The 13,626-nt window shown below is 50.0% G+C and carries 13 protein-coding genes; 2 read left to right on the plus strand and 11 right to left on the minus strand.

The genetic code is table 11. The features are described from left to right. The first annotated feature begins 315 nt into the window (after window positions 1–315). Window positions 316–1,584 carry a threonine/serine exporter family protein gene (locus M3P05_RS13640; protein ID WP_249700278.1) on the plus strand — a complete coding sequence of 423 codons (1,269 nt, stop codon included), beginning with the start codon at window positions 316–318 and terminating at the stop codon, window positions 1,582–1,584. A 21-nt stretch (window positions 1,585–1,605) separates the two neighbouring features. On the opposite strand, the gene M3P05_RS13645 is transcribed toward M3P05_RS13640, so the two are convergent. From M3P05_RS13645 to rsxA, 11 genes are all read right to left on the minus strand, one after another. After that, on the minus strand, window positions 1,606–2,163 hold the full coding sequence (locus tag M3P05_RS13645) for a prepilin-type N-terminal cleavage/methylation domain-containing protein (protein ID WP_249700279.1): 558 nt from the start codon (window positions 2,161–2,163) through the stop codon (window positions 1,606–1,608). A gap of 147 nt (window positions 2,164–2,310) precedes the next feature. Then, the gene (locus M3P05_RS13650; protein WP_249700280.1) at window positions 2,311–3,783 is read right to left on the minus strand and encodes a pyridoxal-phosphate dependent enzyme; all 1,473 of its coding nucleotides are present in this window, start codon (window positions 3,781–3,783) and stop codon (window positions 2,311–2,313) included. A 166-nt stretch (window positions 3,784–3,949) separates the two neighbouring features. After that, window positions 3,950–5,158: a threonine synthase gene (gene thrC / locus M3P05_RS13655; RefSeq protein WP_249700281.1), complete on the minus strand. Its 1,209-nt coding sequence runs from the start codon at window positions 5,156–5,158 to the stop codon at window positions 3,950–3,952. A 275-nt stretch (window positions 5,159–5,433) separates the two neighbouring features. Then, window positions 5,434–6,066 carry an endonuclease III gene (gene nth / locus M3P05_RS13660; RefSeq protein ID WP_249700282.1) on the minus strand — a complete coding sequence of 211 codons (633 nt, stop codon included), beginning with the start codon at window positions 6,064–6,066 and terminating at the stop codon, window positions 5,434–5,436. 182 nt (window positions 6,067–6,248) lie between these two features. Further along, entirely contained in the window at window positions 6,249–6,929 is a 681-nt protein-coding gene (locus M3P05_RS13665; RefSeq protein ID WP_249700283.1) for a hypothetical protein, read from the minus strand. A gap of 212 nt (window positions 6,930–7,141) precedes the next feature. Beyond that, a complete protein-coding gene (locus M3P05_RS13670; RefSeq protein WP_249700284.1) occupies window positions 7,142–7,852 on the minus strand; it encodes an electron transport complex subunit E in 711 nt (236 codons plus the stop codon). Continuing rightward, the gene (gene rsxG / locus M3P05_RS13675) at window positions 7,836–8,537 is read right to left on the minus strand and encodes an electron transport complex subunit RsxG (RefSeq protein ID WP_249700285.1); all 702 of its coding nucleotides are present in this window, start codon (window positions 8,535–8,537) and stop codon (window positions 7,836–7,838) included. The genes M3P05_RS13670 and rsxG overlap by 17 nt, the downstream gene beginning before the upstream one ends. Further along, window positions 8,534–9,577, minus strand: coding sequence for an electron transport complex subunit RsxD (gene rsxD, locus M3P05_RS13680; RefSeq protein WP_249700286.1), 1,044 nt, complete (start codon window positions 9,575–9,577; stop codon window positions 8,534–8,536). The genes rsxG and rsxD overlap by 4 nt, the downstream gene beginning before the upstream one ends. 3 nt (window positions 9,578–9,580) lie before the next feature. Further along, complete coding sequence (gene rsxC / locus M3P05_RS13685) at window positions 9,581–11,635, minus strand: electron transport complex subunit RsxC (protein WP_249700287.1); 2,055 nt, start codon at window positions 11,633–11,635, stop codon at window positions 9,581–9,583. Next, entirely contained in the window at window positions 11,632–12,222 is a 591-nt protein-coding gene (gene rsxB, locus M3P05_RS13690; protein ID WP_249700288.1) for an electron transport complex subunit RsxB, read from the minus strand. The genes rsxC and rsxB overlap by 4 nt, the downstream gene beginning before the upstream one ends. Window positions 12,223–12,241: 19 nt before the next feature. Next, window positions 12,242–12,826: an electron transport complex subunit RsxA gene (rsxA, locus tag M3P05_RS13695; RefSeq protein ID WP_249700323.1), complete on the minus strand. Its 585-nt coding sequence runs from the start codon at window positions 12,824–12,826 to the stop codon at window positions 12,242–12,244. 395 nt (window positions 12,827–13,221) lie between these two features. On the opposite strand from rsxA, the gene M3P05_RS13700 reads away from it, so the two are divergent. Then, the gene (locus M3P05_RS13700) at window positions 13,222–13,620 is read left to right on the plus strand and encodes a helix-hairpin-helix domain-containing protein (RefSeq protein ID WP_249700289.1); all 399 of its coding nucleotides are present in this window, start codon (window positions 13,222–13,224) and stop codon (window positions 13,618–13,620) included. Window positions 13,621–13,626: the final 6 nt, after the last annotated feature.

Genomic DNA, 13,626 nt, shown 5'->3' on the forward strand with positions numbered 1-13,626 from the left:
TGGCTGGATGTCTGTTTTTCTTGTTCATATCTGTGATTGACCGGCTGTTTGATTGTCATCTTCTTTCTTTTCATACTCTTTCGCCAGCTGTTTGGATTCACTTTTGTGTGATCCTGATAAACTCTGGTTGATAGAGCATATTCCGGCAGGATTTTTCTCAAAATCAGGCCTTTAACTCATATTACATTATTCCTGTACTATCGCCGCGCTTTTCGTATTTAGCGAAATATCTTTACCTCGTGTCGGGTGATATGTTCCCTCACGAGGGCTTTTATTCCTTTTATTGACCAGCTTTTCTTTTTCCGGATTGTGTCGATGAGACGTGCTGAACAGACCAGGCGCGAAAACCCCGTTCACGTAAAAAAACGTGTGGACTATCGCCGGAGACGTGATTTTATTATTGAGTTGGGCAAGGCCCTGCACAAGTTTGGGACTCCGGCTTTTCGACTGGAAGCCCATCTCTACAATGTCACCCGCTCTCTGGGGCTGGATGGCTATTTTATGGCGACACCTACGCTGATCACAATTGTGCTGTGGGAGCCGGATCGTCGTAACAAACGTAATTACCATATTCGTGTAAAGCCGGGTGATCTCGACCTGGGTTCTTTGGCCGTGGCTGACCAGCTGGTGGATGATGTTATCTCCGGCGAGTGCAGCATGACCGAAGCGCTGCAAAAAATTGAAGAGATTTATATACGCTCCTCATCCTACAGCACCTTGACCACGATGCTGTCGTTTGGAGTGACCAGTGGTGCCTTTGCCATGCTGGTGGGTGTCAGTATGGCGGATGTTATTATCTCCTCGGTCATAGGTCTGGTTGTTTTCGGAATCCTGCACCTGGTGGAAAGAACGGACAACTATGGCGAGGCTCTGGAGCCACTGGCTGCAGCGGTAGCCGCACTGATCGCCAGTGCCTTTTCGCATTTTGTTTCGGGAGTCAATGTTCCTCTGGTGGTCTTGTCTGGCATTATTGTTTTTATTCCCGGTCTTTCTATCACTATGGCCTTGAAAGATCTGGCTGCCAGGCAGTTGATGTCTGGAACGGCCAGGTTGATGGATAGCCTGATGTGCCTGTGCAAACTCTATTTTGGCTCAGTTCTGGGTAGCTCTTTGGTGGGTTTGTTATGGGCTGCACGGCCGATAGCAGATACAGCCGTTATTCCAGGCTGGTCACCGTTGATCGCTGTGCCACTGCTTTCCCTCTCTTTGGTAGCTGTATTCAAGAATCGGCTGCGAGATATTCCGTGGGCTGTTCTTGCAGCTATCGTGGCCTATGCAGGAAGTTTGTTTGGAGCGGCCTATCTTGGTGATTCTATCGGGCCGTTTGTTGGGGCTCTGGCAGTGGGGGTTTACAGCAATATCTTCTCAAGAGTGACCAACTCTCCATCTATGCTTGTGTTGCTTCATGGTACGGTTCTGCTGGTGCCGGGGAGCAAGGCCTATATAGGCCTGAACCAGATTGCCGATAGTGGTGCCTTTACCAACCTGCCGGAGGTGGGTGGCCAGGCATTTATGATCTTTATGTCCATTCTGGCAGGACTAACTTTCTCTAATGTTATCGTGCCTTCACGGAAAACATTGTAAATGTGGTACAAGATACTGCATTTACTCGACAAACAGGCCCTGGGCTGTGACATTAACGCCATCTACAAATAATTGGTCTCCAGCTCGCATCTCTGCCTGGCGGCATTCTTTGGGCAGGAAATCCTGGGGAATCTCTCCAGAAAAATGGGTTGCGCAGTACCAGGTCAGGCTGACACCGTTTAGAATCGGAAAATAGACCAGCCGGGCATTTGCGGGAAAATCATCAGGCATGACATCCAGGTCGAAGATAGCGGTAAAGCGAAAAGGTACAGAAGTGCTTGTTTTTGGAGAGCAATGAAGACTTGTTAAGTATTTGGTTTCTACGCTTAGGCTGCCGCTCTCTGAACCACCTGGGATAGTGCTACAGTAGCGGTTAATCTTTCCATCCGTGGCATAGAATTCGAATAAATTAATGGAGTGTTCTTTGAATAAAGGAATGATCTCATCAGCAACAATAGTCCGACTCGTTTGAAGAATTATGAGTTTTACAGCGAAAAATGACAAAACGCCTACAATAGCTACACCTATCAACAACTCAATAGTTGAAAATCCTTTTTTATTATTGGTGCATTTATTCATAGTGTGCCTGTTCCAGTATTTAACAACTTAGCCAGTGTGTTCTTTTTTTAAAGAGTAGCCATAATTTTTGCTGAAATTAAAAACCCGAACACAGAAAGTATGTGTTCGGGTTTTTGGGCTAAACGGAAAATTCAGGGCTGACAGATGTTAGCGCTTCAGGCCAACCATATCGTTAAACTGCTCGATCAGATCGTCCATCTGGTCAGCCATGGCGAAGGTATCCTGCCAGTAGGCTTCTTTATCAGTCCACTGGGCGTTCAGTTCCTTCACATCACGGCCCTGCTGCTCGATCCAGGTGTAGTACTTCAGGTTGTGAACCGCCTTGCGATCCCAGTAACCCATTTCCTTCACATGCAGCATATCCAGGTTGGCTAGCAGTTCAGCGTCGCGGTGTGCCTGGAACTCAGTGTACTCACCACGTTCGGCAGTCATTTCTGTCAGGCGGGAGCCGTACATTTCCAGGGAGTCGGTGGCGATGGTGACCAGAACATCATTCTCAGTCAGTTCCTGATGCTTGGCGTACTTGATAGAAGCGATCACGTTGGCAATACCGGAGATACCCAGCAGGTCCAGCTTCTCGATCAGCTCAGGATCGATACCCTGCTGCTTCAACAGTTCGCGGCCCTTAGGCTCGTTGAACAGACGGAGCAAACGTACAGGTTGCTCATCATCCACGGCAACACCGGAATCCATGTTGCGGCAGTCATGTACCCATGGGATATGCTTGTCGCCGATACCTTCGATACGGTGGTCACCAAAGCCGTTCATCAGAATGGTTGGGCACTGCAGAGCTTCAGAAACAATCAGCTTGGATTTAGGGAACTTGTCCTTCAGGTAGTAGCCACCACCCAGGGTACCGCCGGAACCAGAGCTGGAAACATAACCGGCCAGCTGCATGCCCTTGGCCAGCAGAGGCTGGATAGCGGCTTCAGCAGTAGGGCCAGTGACGTTGTAGTGCCAGGTTGGGTTACCCAGTTCGTCGAACTGGTTGAAAATCATCAGATCCTGACCGGAGTTACGCAGTTCCCAGCACTTGTCGAAGATTTCCTTAACGTTGGATTCGCAGCCTGGAGTTGCGATGGTTTCATCGGCAACCTTTTCCAGCCACTCGAAACGCTCACGGGACATATCTTCTGGCAGGATAGCGATAGAGTGGCAGGCCATCAGGTTGGAAATGTAAGCACCACCACGGCAGTAGTTACCGGTGGAAGGCCATACCGCCTTGGTATTTTCCGGGTTGAACTGACCAGTCACCAGGCGTGGAGCCAAACAGGCAAAACTTGCACCTACTTTGTGGGCACCGGTTGGGAAGAACTTGCCACACAGAGCCACGATGGTGGCTTTACAGCCGGTCAGCTCGGGCGGGAGAACAATGTGGTTTACATCACCGTACAGGCCACCCATCCGTTTCTGTTCGTTGCGCCAGGTGATTCGGTACAGGTTCAGTGGGTTCAGCTCGTCGCGATCAACATCTTTCAGCCCTGCCTTGATGCTGTCAGGAACATACTGCTCCGGATCACGCATCATTTTGAAGGTTGGCAGAGTGATACCACGTTCACGGCAGTGTTTCGCGGTTGCTTCCAGCTGTTCTTGCTGAATTGTCAGGTCGATGTAGGACATTGTTTCCCCTCCCAGGGCAAAGCTATTCGATTTATTACGTTCTCAATCGTCGAGGGTTGAGAACGCCTTTCGCTCATGGCTGTTATCGAGGCAGGGCTGTCGGTGGCGGACTTACACCTGCCTGGTTTTTGTAATACAGGAAGAGCTTCTGAGGCTGAGTTTAAGCTCAGGCAAGCTCGTCCAGCGAGGCTATTGGCGCTGGCAGATCCGGACAGCCTGTTGCGGCTGTTTTTGGATCTTTCAGGCCATGACCGGTGGTGAGCACAACAATCTGTTCATCACGGCCAATTTCATTCCGGGCAGCCAGCAGACCGGCAAAAGCAGTGGCGCCAGCGGGTTCGGAGAACAGACCAGCTTTTTCAGACATCTTCTTCTGAGCTTTCAGAATATCTTCGTCAGCAACCGTGATGCAGCGACCCCCAAACTCTTTCAGCTGACGCAGGGCGTGATAGCCACTGGCTGGCATATCAACTGAGATGGAATCAGCAATGGTGGTAGCAGGCTTGGCTTCAAATTTTCCTTCCGGATGGTTGAAGGCGCGGGTCAGGGTGTCACTGTTTTCGGACTGAACGGCCCAGATGGTGGGCACCTTGTCGATAAGACCGAACTGGTACAAATCTTTGAAACCTTTATAGACACCACTCAGGATGCAGCCATCGCCACAGGAGACAAAGACATGATCTGGGGCTTTGCCCATTTGCCTGGTCACTTCCAGAGAAACTGTCTTCTTACCTTCGATAGTCATGGGGTTGTAGGCGGTGTTGCGGTTCATGCCGCCAAAACGCTTGCAGTACTCCATGGCAAGGGCGAAAGCCTTGTCATAGTTGCCATCAACCAGAATCAGGTTGGCACCATACTGCTGGCCCTGAATCAGCTTGGCCACAGGAGCGGAAGCAGGCAGGAACAGGGTGATCTTTTGGCCTGCAGCGGCACCGATGCCAGCCATGGACGAACCGGCATTGCCAGTGGAAGCCAGCACAATATTTTCTACACCATGCTGCTTGGCAAACGCGGAAACCAGCCAGGAAGCACGATCCTTAAAGGAGGCTGTTGGGTTGGCACCGTCGTCTTTAATAAACAGGTTGGGAAGGTCAAGCTCTTCACGCAGGTTGCGAGGCTCCCAGAGAGGAGTGTTACCGACCGGCATTGGTGCAAAGAACTCTTCCGGCATCGGCAACATATCGAACAGCCATGAGCGTGTGGTAGATAGCCACCAGTGTTCTTTATCGATAGATGGATTCTCGTAGGAAACTTCGAGAACCCCTCTGAGAGGCTCTTCGCTGGTCTGCTGGCTGGCGCAATTGGGGCAGACCATAAGGTCGGGAGTGATAGGGTAGTGAGTTGCGCACTCACTGCAGATATAGCTGACAGTCACAGAGTGTAACCTCCTCATCAGGTTCTGCAGTTTTTGGCACACACGGGCTTCTACAGAACCCAAGAATTCATGTTTTTTTTCTTTGGATGTGATCAGTCTATTTCCTGCTCCACGGGTTTTATTGACATGTGTCGTGTCTGCTTGGAATTCAGGCATGCGCGAGAGGAAATAATGCGTTCAATGCCATGTTTTGGTGGAAAGGCAGGTTAATCGTGCAAATGGCTACAGAAAGAAAGCACAATGTATAGCAAACATGGTGCTTTCCACCCGAAGATTTATTCTGTCTTTTGTTTGAACTCACATAAATCTTCAATTCTGCAGGAGCCACATTGAGGCTTTCGCGCCTTGCATACATAACGTCCATGCAGAATAAGCCAGTGGTGGGCGTCCAGCAGGAACTCTTTGGGAACAAGTCTCAACAGTCTCTGCTCAACCTCAAGGACGTTTTTTCCTGGCGCAATTCCTGTGCGATTTGAAACCCGGAATATATGGGTATCAACAGCCATAGCCGGTTGACGAAACGCTGTATTCAGTACGACATTGGCTGTTTTTCTTCCAACGCCGGGAAGTTTTTCCAGGTCTTCCCGGTTGTTCGGAACCTCGCCGTCATGCTTCTCAATCAGCATGGCGCAGGTTTTCATGACATTTTCGGCTTTGGTATTAAACAGCCCAATGGTTTTGATGTAGAACTTCAGTTTGTCCAGACCCAGATCGAGAATAGCCTGAGGAGTATTGGCAACAGGATAAAGTTTACGGGTCGCCTTATTAACCCCGACATCAGTTGCCTGGGCTGATAAAAGAACTGCAATCAGCAGCTCAAAAGGAGAGCTGTATTCCAGTTCGGTTTGAGGATTGGGGTTGTCTTCTCTCAGACGCTCAAAAATCTGCTGGCGTTTGTCCCTGTTCATAAACGGTTTGATTACTCTTAAGTCTTAAGTCTCGCATTATCATTTTGCTGGCGAGTATACAGGAATCATGTTTCAGGGGCAGGTGATTTAAACAGCTGCGGGATAAGTGGGGAATGATAAAGGCGACTGATATAAATATGCCAGCAACAAGCGCTGGCATACTTCGAGGCAGTTGAGTGTGATCAAGTATAACTGATATCACTGAAGATCTTGCTATAGGCAAGGTCAACTGCATATTCTACGTCATTTAGAACACTTGCAGAGTGATGTGCCTTAGTATTGCTATTAGAAAGAACATTATTAATAAGTTGTTTATAATTGTCTGCGGTAATTTTTTCGCCATTGTCGGAAACATATTGAAAAGCTTCTTCGAGTAAAGCCAGAACTTTTTCGGGGTGTTCTTTTTCCATCTGTCGAATGACTTCTGTCATAACGTGATTGGTATTATAAGCGTCATGATTACCTTTAGGGAATTTTTTTATGGATGCCTTGGCCCAGTTTCGAGCTTGAGTCAGTTGCTCATCTTCGAGACTAAATTGCGGCTTAGCAGCGTCAGCTTCTTCTGTAGCATCGGCTTCAACTTTAATGCTCTGTTCAAATTCAGTATCAGTGTTTTCAAATTGCGTTGAATTTATTGTATGCGGGTGAACATTATTTGTTTCTGGAATGGCAATTGCTTTTCTATTGAAGATGTTAACGTCAGTAGGCTTACTATCATTTGTGCCTGTTGCATGAAAGTAGGTTTGCCTGGGGCTGAGTTTCTCAGCTACCCAGTTTAAAAAATGCCCTGGTTTGCTGGCCGCTTGGAAGTTTGCCCTTAAAAAGTGGGCTACTTTTTGGGCTGCTCCAATTGTATTGTTCATGATCCTTCCTTCCCTGGAGTCTGTATTCGGACTTTGACTGCCATAAACTCTAGATCAAACTCCGAAGAGAGCGTGTGCTCTGCTTGGGAAGTAGTCACATCCGTAGAAGCAGGCATATTAAGGAAGAAGGGCTGCCATTAGTTCGACACCCCTTAAGGGTGTCGATTGGCAATTTCTATCGGGAAAGAAACTTTGAACTGATGAAGCTTCTACTAACCGGTAACACGAACCCGCTTGCTGCCTGAAGTACTTTCCTGATGTGCTTTTCGAGCTTTCTCAAGGCGGTTGTCAGCAATATTTTTCAGGGCGATCAGAAGTCCCATAAAGACAAAGGCACCGGGCGGCAAAATGGCAAAAAGGAACTTTTTGTAATCTGCAATCACAGTGATCTGCCAGTTTTCCGCAACAGGCCCCAGCAGGAAGTGCATATTGGCAAACAGAGTTCCCTGTCCGATCAGCTCCCTCAATGCCCCCAGAAGCAGGAGAACAGCTGCAAACCCTGCACCCATCATCAATCCATCAAGCACAGCCGGGAGGGGGGCATTGCGGGAAGCAAAGGCATCTGCCCGCCCAAGGATGATGCAGTTGGTCACGATCAGGGGAATAAATATGCCGAGAATTTTGTAAAGCTCGTAGGTATAAGCCTGCATAATAAGCTCTACACAGCTGGTCAGGGCCGCGATGATCATCACAAACACCGGCAGGCGGATGGTATCCGGTACCTGATGGCGAAATAGAGATACCAGGAGGTTGGAACTGGTCAAAACCGCAATGGTGGCCAGACCCAGGCCCAGAGCATTAACAACACTGCTGGAGACACCAAGCAACGGGCACAGGCCCAGAAGCTGTACCAGAGCCGGGTTGTTTTTCCACAGACCCTGGAAGGCAATATCGCGGGTGCTGGTATTAGTCGTGCTGGCCATTAGCGTTCTCCTCGATATCGGCAGGCTCCAGTGTCAGTTTGCCGCGGGTAAACAGATCGGTTTTATACAGATCGTAATATTTCAAAACACGGTAAACAGCATTCACAACCGCCCGGGGAGTGATTGTTGCCCCGGTAAACTGGTCAAAATCGCCACCATCTTTCTTGACGGCCCAGCCGGTGGCATCTGGAATTGTCAGGGACTTGCCGGAAAAACCAAGAATCCAGCCCGAAACACGGGTTTCAATCCCATCTCCGAGACCTGGGGTTTCCTTGTGAACGATTGCCCGAACACCGGTCAGCTTGCCCTGATAATCAATACCAGCCAGTAACTGGATACGCCCATTGTAACCATCCGGGGCGACAACAGGCAGAATCACTGCAGAAGGCTGACCTTCCTTGAAAGCTATCCATCCCCGTGGATCTTCTATCGGGCCAAGCAGCGTGGTGTCCGGCAGATAGACGGTTGTATCAATAAGGGAGTTATCAAACATCTCCTGAGGAAGAACCTCATAGAGAGCCCGTTGCTCGCTGGCTCTGATCTGTTCCTGAATACGGTCTTTAGTGGCCAGCCAGGTCAGGGCAACCAGTCCTACTGTCAGGAAAGCAAAGATGCCCAGACGCAGGCTGTTGCTGGTGACGGCACGGGATGTGCTCGAAGAGTTAAGGGAATCTGAGTTGCTCATTTTGTTTTCGCCATCCCCCGTTTTGGCTTGCGGTGGCCATAGGTTCTTGGCTGAGTCCAGTAATCGATAGCCGGTGCGGCCATATTCATCAGCAGGGTGGCAAAGGCCACGCCATCGGGGTAACCGCCCCAGGCACGAATAACGTAGGTGAGAGTGCCGACTCCCAGTCCAAACAGCAGGCGGCCTTTATTAGATGTGGCACCGCTGACCGGGTCAGTCACAATAAAGAAGGCGCCCATCATAGTGGCCCCGGAGAACAGGTGGAATATCGGCGAGCCGTGTGATTCAGAGCCGGTACCATTCCAGAACAACAGAGACAGTACAGCAAGGGCAAGCAGCATACCTGCCGGGGCATGCCAACTGATGGCTTTCTCTTTCAGCAGGTAAAGGCCACCTGCCAGAAAGGCCAGGTTGGTCCAGAACCAGCCGAGGCCTGTCATACCGGAGAGCTGTGGGCTGTTTTGCCACAGTTCATTCATAGTCAGGCTTTTATTTTCCCGCAAAATATCCAGAGGTGTGGCCATGGTCCAGCCATCAACCGCAGAACCGGCAAAGATCATTGAGAAACTGTCGCCAATACCGGGCGCTGAAATACCGGAACCCAGAGGAGCTACCCAGCTGGTCATTTCCTGTGGGAAGGAAATCAGTAGCAGCACATATCCGACCATGGCCGGATTGAACGGGTTATTCCCCATTCCACCATAAAGCTGCTTGCCAAAGATAATGGCAAAGCCGACACCAATAAGGGACAACCACCAGGGAGCTGCAGCCGGTAGTGCCATAGCCAGCAGCCAGGCAGTAACCAAAGCACTGTTATCTCTTAGATAAAACGAAAGTGGTCGCTTACGCAGTGCCAGAATCCAGGCTTCTGCCCCCAGGGCAATAACCGAGCACCAGATCACATTGATGATAATGCCCCAGCCAAAGAACCAGGTCTGGGCTGCAAGGGCTGGAACCAGTGCAATCAGAACCAGACGCATAATATGGCTGGTTTTATTCTGACCCAAGGTATGGGGTGAAGTTTGTCGTATTAATGCCATTTTTTACACGGCCTCTTCGCATCGGGCCAGTTCACGACGCTTGTCTTCAAGTTGCTGTTGCAGGGTTTGCAGCTGGTCACTGTCGGATTCCTTGGCAGTGGTCACAGCCCGTTCTGCTTTCTTGACCGCAGCCCGCGCCATGGCCAATTCGATCTTGTGCTTTTTCTCATCGGCACTGAGTTCGGCTTTGGCTGGTTTGGCAGGAGCTTCAGTCGGAGCGGAAGCCGCTTCGAACTCGGCTTTAAGCTGAGTCTGTTGCTGTTTCAGTTTATCGATATCAGCTTGAAGCTTTTCAGCTTCAGGAGAGGAGTTCTCTCCAGCCTGGCTGGCAGCCCGTTCACATTTCTTGATCTGGGCATTAACAACTGACAACTGAATTTTCAGCTCTTTTTGTTTAGGAGAGAGCTGTGGCCGTGCCGGTTTGCCTGATGAAGCGGTAGCGACATCTGTGCCAGCTGCCCTGGTAGCTTTCTTGGCTTTGGCTCGTTCCATGGCAGCTTTGATCATATCTGCCTTGGCGTCAGCAGCGGATGTATCTGCACTATTTTGACCAGCACTTTGTCCGGCAGCCGCTTTAGCCTCTTTTGCTCGGCGGGCCTTTTCGGCATTGGCCTTGCGGCGGGCTTCTTTCTCGGCGGCAACGGCTTCCAGACGCTTCTGTCTCTGTTCAAAACGCTGGCGTGAACGTTCGGCCTTCTCGCTTTTGGCTTTCTGGAAACGAATTTCGTCTTTGCCTGCACGGAAGTATTGCACCAGCGGAATAGAGCTGGGGCAGACATAGGAACAGGCACCACACTCGATGCAATCAAACAGGTTGTGGTGATGCAGCTGCTCATGGTTTTGCGACTTGGCATGCCAGTACAGTTGTTGGGGCAGCAGTGACAGCGGGCAGGCATCTGCACACATACCACAGCGGATACAGGCTTGTTCAGGCGGAGGCGGTGGAAACTCTTCCCTTGAAGCGGCAATAAAACAGTTGCTGGTTTTGATCACAGGAACAGCGGTGGTATCAAGGGTATGCCCCATCATCGGGCCGCCCATAACCAGAGCATCAAACTGCTCATCCTGAATGCCTGCAAATTCCAGAAGATGTTCTGCCGGAGTACCTATCAATGCTTCAACATTTCCTGGCTGGTGCAAAGCGGCACCGGTCAAAGTGGTAACACGGGAGATCAGCGGTTTGCCTTCGGTAATGGCATCGTAAATCGCGACCAGTGTGCCGACGTTATAACAGAGCATACCGATATCAACGGAGCGGGCATCGCTGGGAACTTCCTTGCCAGTTAGAAGCCAGATCAGACGCTGGGCATCGCCGGAAGGGTATTTGGTTGGAACAGGAACAACTTCAATAGCATCTTTGCCTGCGCAGACTTTGCGCATGGCTTCAATCGCTTCCGGTTTGTTGTCTTCAATACCGATCAGCACTTCCTGCGGATTGAGCATATGCTGCAGAATTTCAATACCACCCAGAAGGCGGTCGGCCCGTTCCCGCATCAGCATATCGTCAGCGGTGATATAGGGTTCGCACTCGGCACCATTCACAATCAGGGTGTGAATCTTGCTGGCTTTGCGGGACGACATTTTTACTGCGGCAGGGAAACCGGCACCACCCAGGCCAACAATCCCTGCGTCGTGTATACACTGAACCAGTTCATCTTTTTCAACTGTTTTGTAATCAGCTACCGGATCCAGCTCACACCATTGATCTTTGCCATCAGCTTCAAGAACCAGGCAGGTTTCTTCCAGCCCTGACCAGTGCGGAACCGGATGCATACCAACAGAGGTAACCGTTCCTGATGTCGGCGCGTGCACGGGGGAGCTGACAAAACCATTGGCCCGGGCCAGCATTTGCCCTTTCAATACATAATCACCGACTTTAACCAGCAGTTCTGCTGGAGCACCGGAGTGCTGGTTCAGTGGCAGAATAAATGTATTTGGCAGCGGTGGCGTTGCAATCGGCGTGCGGGTCGACTGCTCTTTATTCTCTCCCGGGTGTACGCCACCGGGAAACTCATGGATAGTGCGCAGGGGAATGCCTTGGCTTGGATTGGAACTCATACAAGCTCTCCCTGCGTATCGGTGGCAATCAGGTTTGCAGTCTCAGTTTGTTTCTTGGGCAGATCCCATTTCCACGTACGGGTGGTTGTGGCGATAGGCACCATATCAATACAGTCAACAGGGCAGGGTTCAACACACAGATCACAGCCAGTACATTCGTCGGCAATAACTGTATGCATCTGCTTGGCTGCCCCCAGGATGGCATCGACCGGACAGGCCTGAATGCACTTGGTGCAGCCAATACATTCATCTTCCCGGATAAAGGCGACCATGGGTGGCTTTTCCACACCATGTTCGTCATCCAGCTCCATTGGTTCCTGATCAAGCAGGTCAGCTAAAGCATTGATTGTGGCCTGGCCACCAGGAGGACACTTGTTGATCTCTTCGCCATTGGCAATCGCTTCAGCGTAAGGGCGACAGCCGGGGTGACCACACTGGCCGCATTGAGTCTGGGGCAGCAGGTCATTGATCTGATCAACAATCGGATTGCCTTCAACCTTGAATTTCTCCGAGGCGAAGCCCAGCAGAGCACCGAAGGCAAGAGCCAGAGCCAGCAGGGCAAGAAGGGCATAAATAGCGGTATCCATAATTCCTGTTCCCGCCCTCCTACAACTTGATCAGGCCAGTAAAGCCCATAAAGGCCAGCGACATCAGTCCTGCGGTAATCATACCGATGGCAGAACCCCGGAAAGGCGTGGGCACATCGGCAGCCGCGACCCGTTCACGCATGGCGGCAAACAGCACCAGCACCAGCGAGAAACCAGCCGCAGCACCAAAGCCGTATACAGCAGAATCAATAAATGAGGTGTTCAAGCGGTTACTGTTCAGCAGGGCAACACCAAGTACGGCACAGTTACTGGTAATAAGAGGAAGAAAAACACCCAGAACCCGATAGAGTAGCGGACTGGTTTTATGGACCACCATCTCGGTGAACTGCACCACCACAGCAATCACCAGAATAAAGGCCAGAGTTTTGAGAAACTCCAATCCCAGGGGAACCAGAATATACCGATAGGTCAGGTAACTGCAGATCGAAGCCAGCGTCAGGACAAAGGTTGTTGCCAGCGACATTCCTACCGCTGTTTCCAGCCGGTTGGAGACACCCATAAACGGGCACAATCCAAGGAACTGTACCAGAACAAAATTGTTGACCAGTATGGCGCTGACCAGAATAAGGGACAGCTCGGTCATGGATTCCATAAACTATTTACCATGTTTATTCACCCCGCACAGGCTCTTGGGTGCTCGAATTAGCATAACCCGCAATGCCCATATTATTCAGCACAGTAGTTGGCCATTCCATAAATTAATGACTGGATTAACTTAAGCCCAGGCAGAAAAACCGGGGCGCAGGGCATTGTAAAAATACGGCGGCGAATTATAAGGGGTTTGTGTAGAAAAAGCAGTCTTTGTTGCCGCATGGGGGGGCAAAACAGGGCGATGAAAGAGAGCCAGAATAGAGAAAACGGGAGGAATGGAGGTTTAACAAGGTTGTTATTATAACTTACGACGCAAAACTAATTCAGAGAACATTTATCAAAACAGGAGAATGTGAATTTTTGTGAAGAACCATGGAGGGTTATGGATTGGAAGCATGCACTGTAGGTAAGCTAGTCGAAGATCTTCAAGGTCTGGGGTTTTCCTCTCCAGAAACTGGAGATGTAAAGGGGCACGATCCGGCTAAAGAAGTCACTCTTTTTGATTCTCATTGGAAGGTTCGTGGTGCCGGTTCAATACACATCGGAGAGTGTCCTGTCTGTCTGATGAAATCTTCAACGCATCTCTTCTGTAAGGATGAGAGGCACTCTTTGTGTGAGTTTTGTATATCTAAACTTGAAAAAAAACTTGCCCTTTATGTCGGGGGGAAAAAGAAAAAGATGATGTTTGTAAAACATACAACGAAAAAGTTAAAAAAGAGTTGCTTTCAATACAATTCATTTGCCAAGAATCCGGGTGCGACTGGGAAGGTGATTATCATCGAATAAGAGGGC

Source organism: Parendozoicomonas callyspongiae, assembly GCF_023502345.1.
GTDB classification, from domain to species: Bacteria; Pseudomonadota; Gammaproteobacteria; order Pseudomonadales; family Endozoicomonadaceae; genus Sansalvadorimonas; species Sansalvadorimonas callyspongiae.

Excerpts from the sequence above, each read along its gene's own strand:
- M3P05_RS13640 (WP_249700278.1), top strand. The coding sequence starts at position 316 with ATGAGACGTGCTGAACAGACCAGGCGCGAAAACCCCGTTCACGTAAAA.
- M3P05_RS13645 (WP_249700279.1), bottom strand. The coding sequence starts at position 2,163 with ATGAATAAATGCACCAATAATAAAAAAGGATTTTCAACTATTGAGTTG.
- M3P05_RS13650 (WP_249700280.1), bottom strand. The coding sequence starts at position 3,783 with ATGTCCTACATCGACCTGACAATTCAGCAAGAACAGCTGGAAGCAACC.
- nth (WP_249700282.1), bottom strand. The coding sequence starts at position 6,066 with ATGAACAGGGACAAACGCCAGCAGATTTTTGAGCGTCTGAGAGAAGAC.
- M3P05_RS13665 (WP_249700283.1), bottom strand. The coding sequence starts at position 6,929 with ATGAACAATACAATTGGAGCAGCCCAAAAAGTAGCCCACTTTTTAAGG.
- M3P05_RS13670 (WP_249700284.1), bottom strand. The coding sequence starts at position 7,852 with ATGGCCAGCACGACTAATACCAGCACCCGCGATATTGCCTTCCAGGGT.
- rsxG (WP_249700285.1), bottom strand. The coding sequence starts at position 8,537 with ATGAGCAACTCAGATTCCCTTAACTCTTCGAGCACATCCCGTGCCGTC.
- rsxD (WP_249700286.1), bottom strand. The coding sequence starts at position 9,577 with ATGGCATTAATACGACAAACTTCACCCCATACCTTGGGTCAGAATAAA.
- rsxC (WP_249700287.1), bottom strand. The coding sequence starts at position 11,635 with ATGAGTTCCAATCCAAGCCAAGGCATTCCCCTGCGCACTATCCATGAG.
- rsxB (WP_249700288.1), bottom strand. The coding sequence starts at position 12,222 with ATGGATACCGCTATTTATGCCCTTCTTGCCCTGCTGGCTCTGGCTCTT.
- rsxA (WP_249700323.1), bottom strand. The coding sequence starts at position 12,826 with ATGACCGAGCTGTCCCTTATTCTGGTCAGCGCCATACTGGTCAACAAT.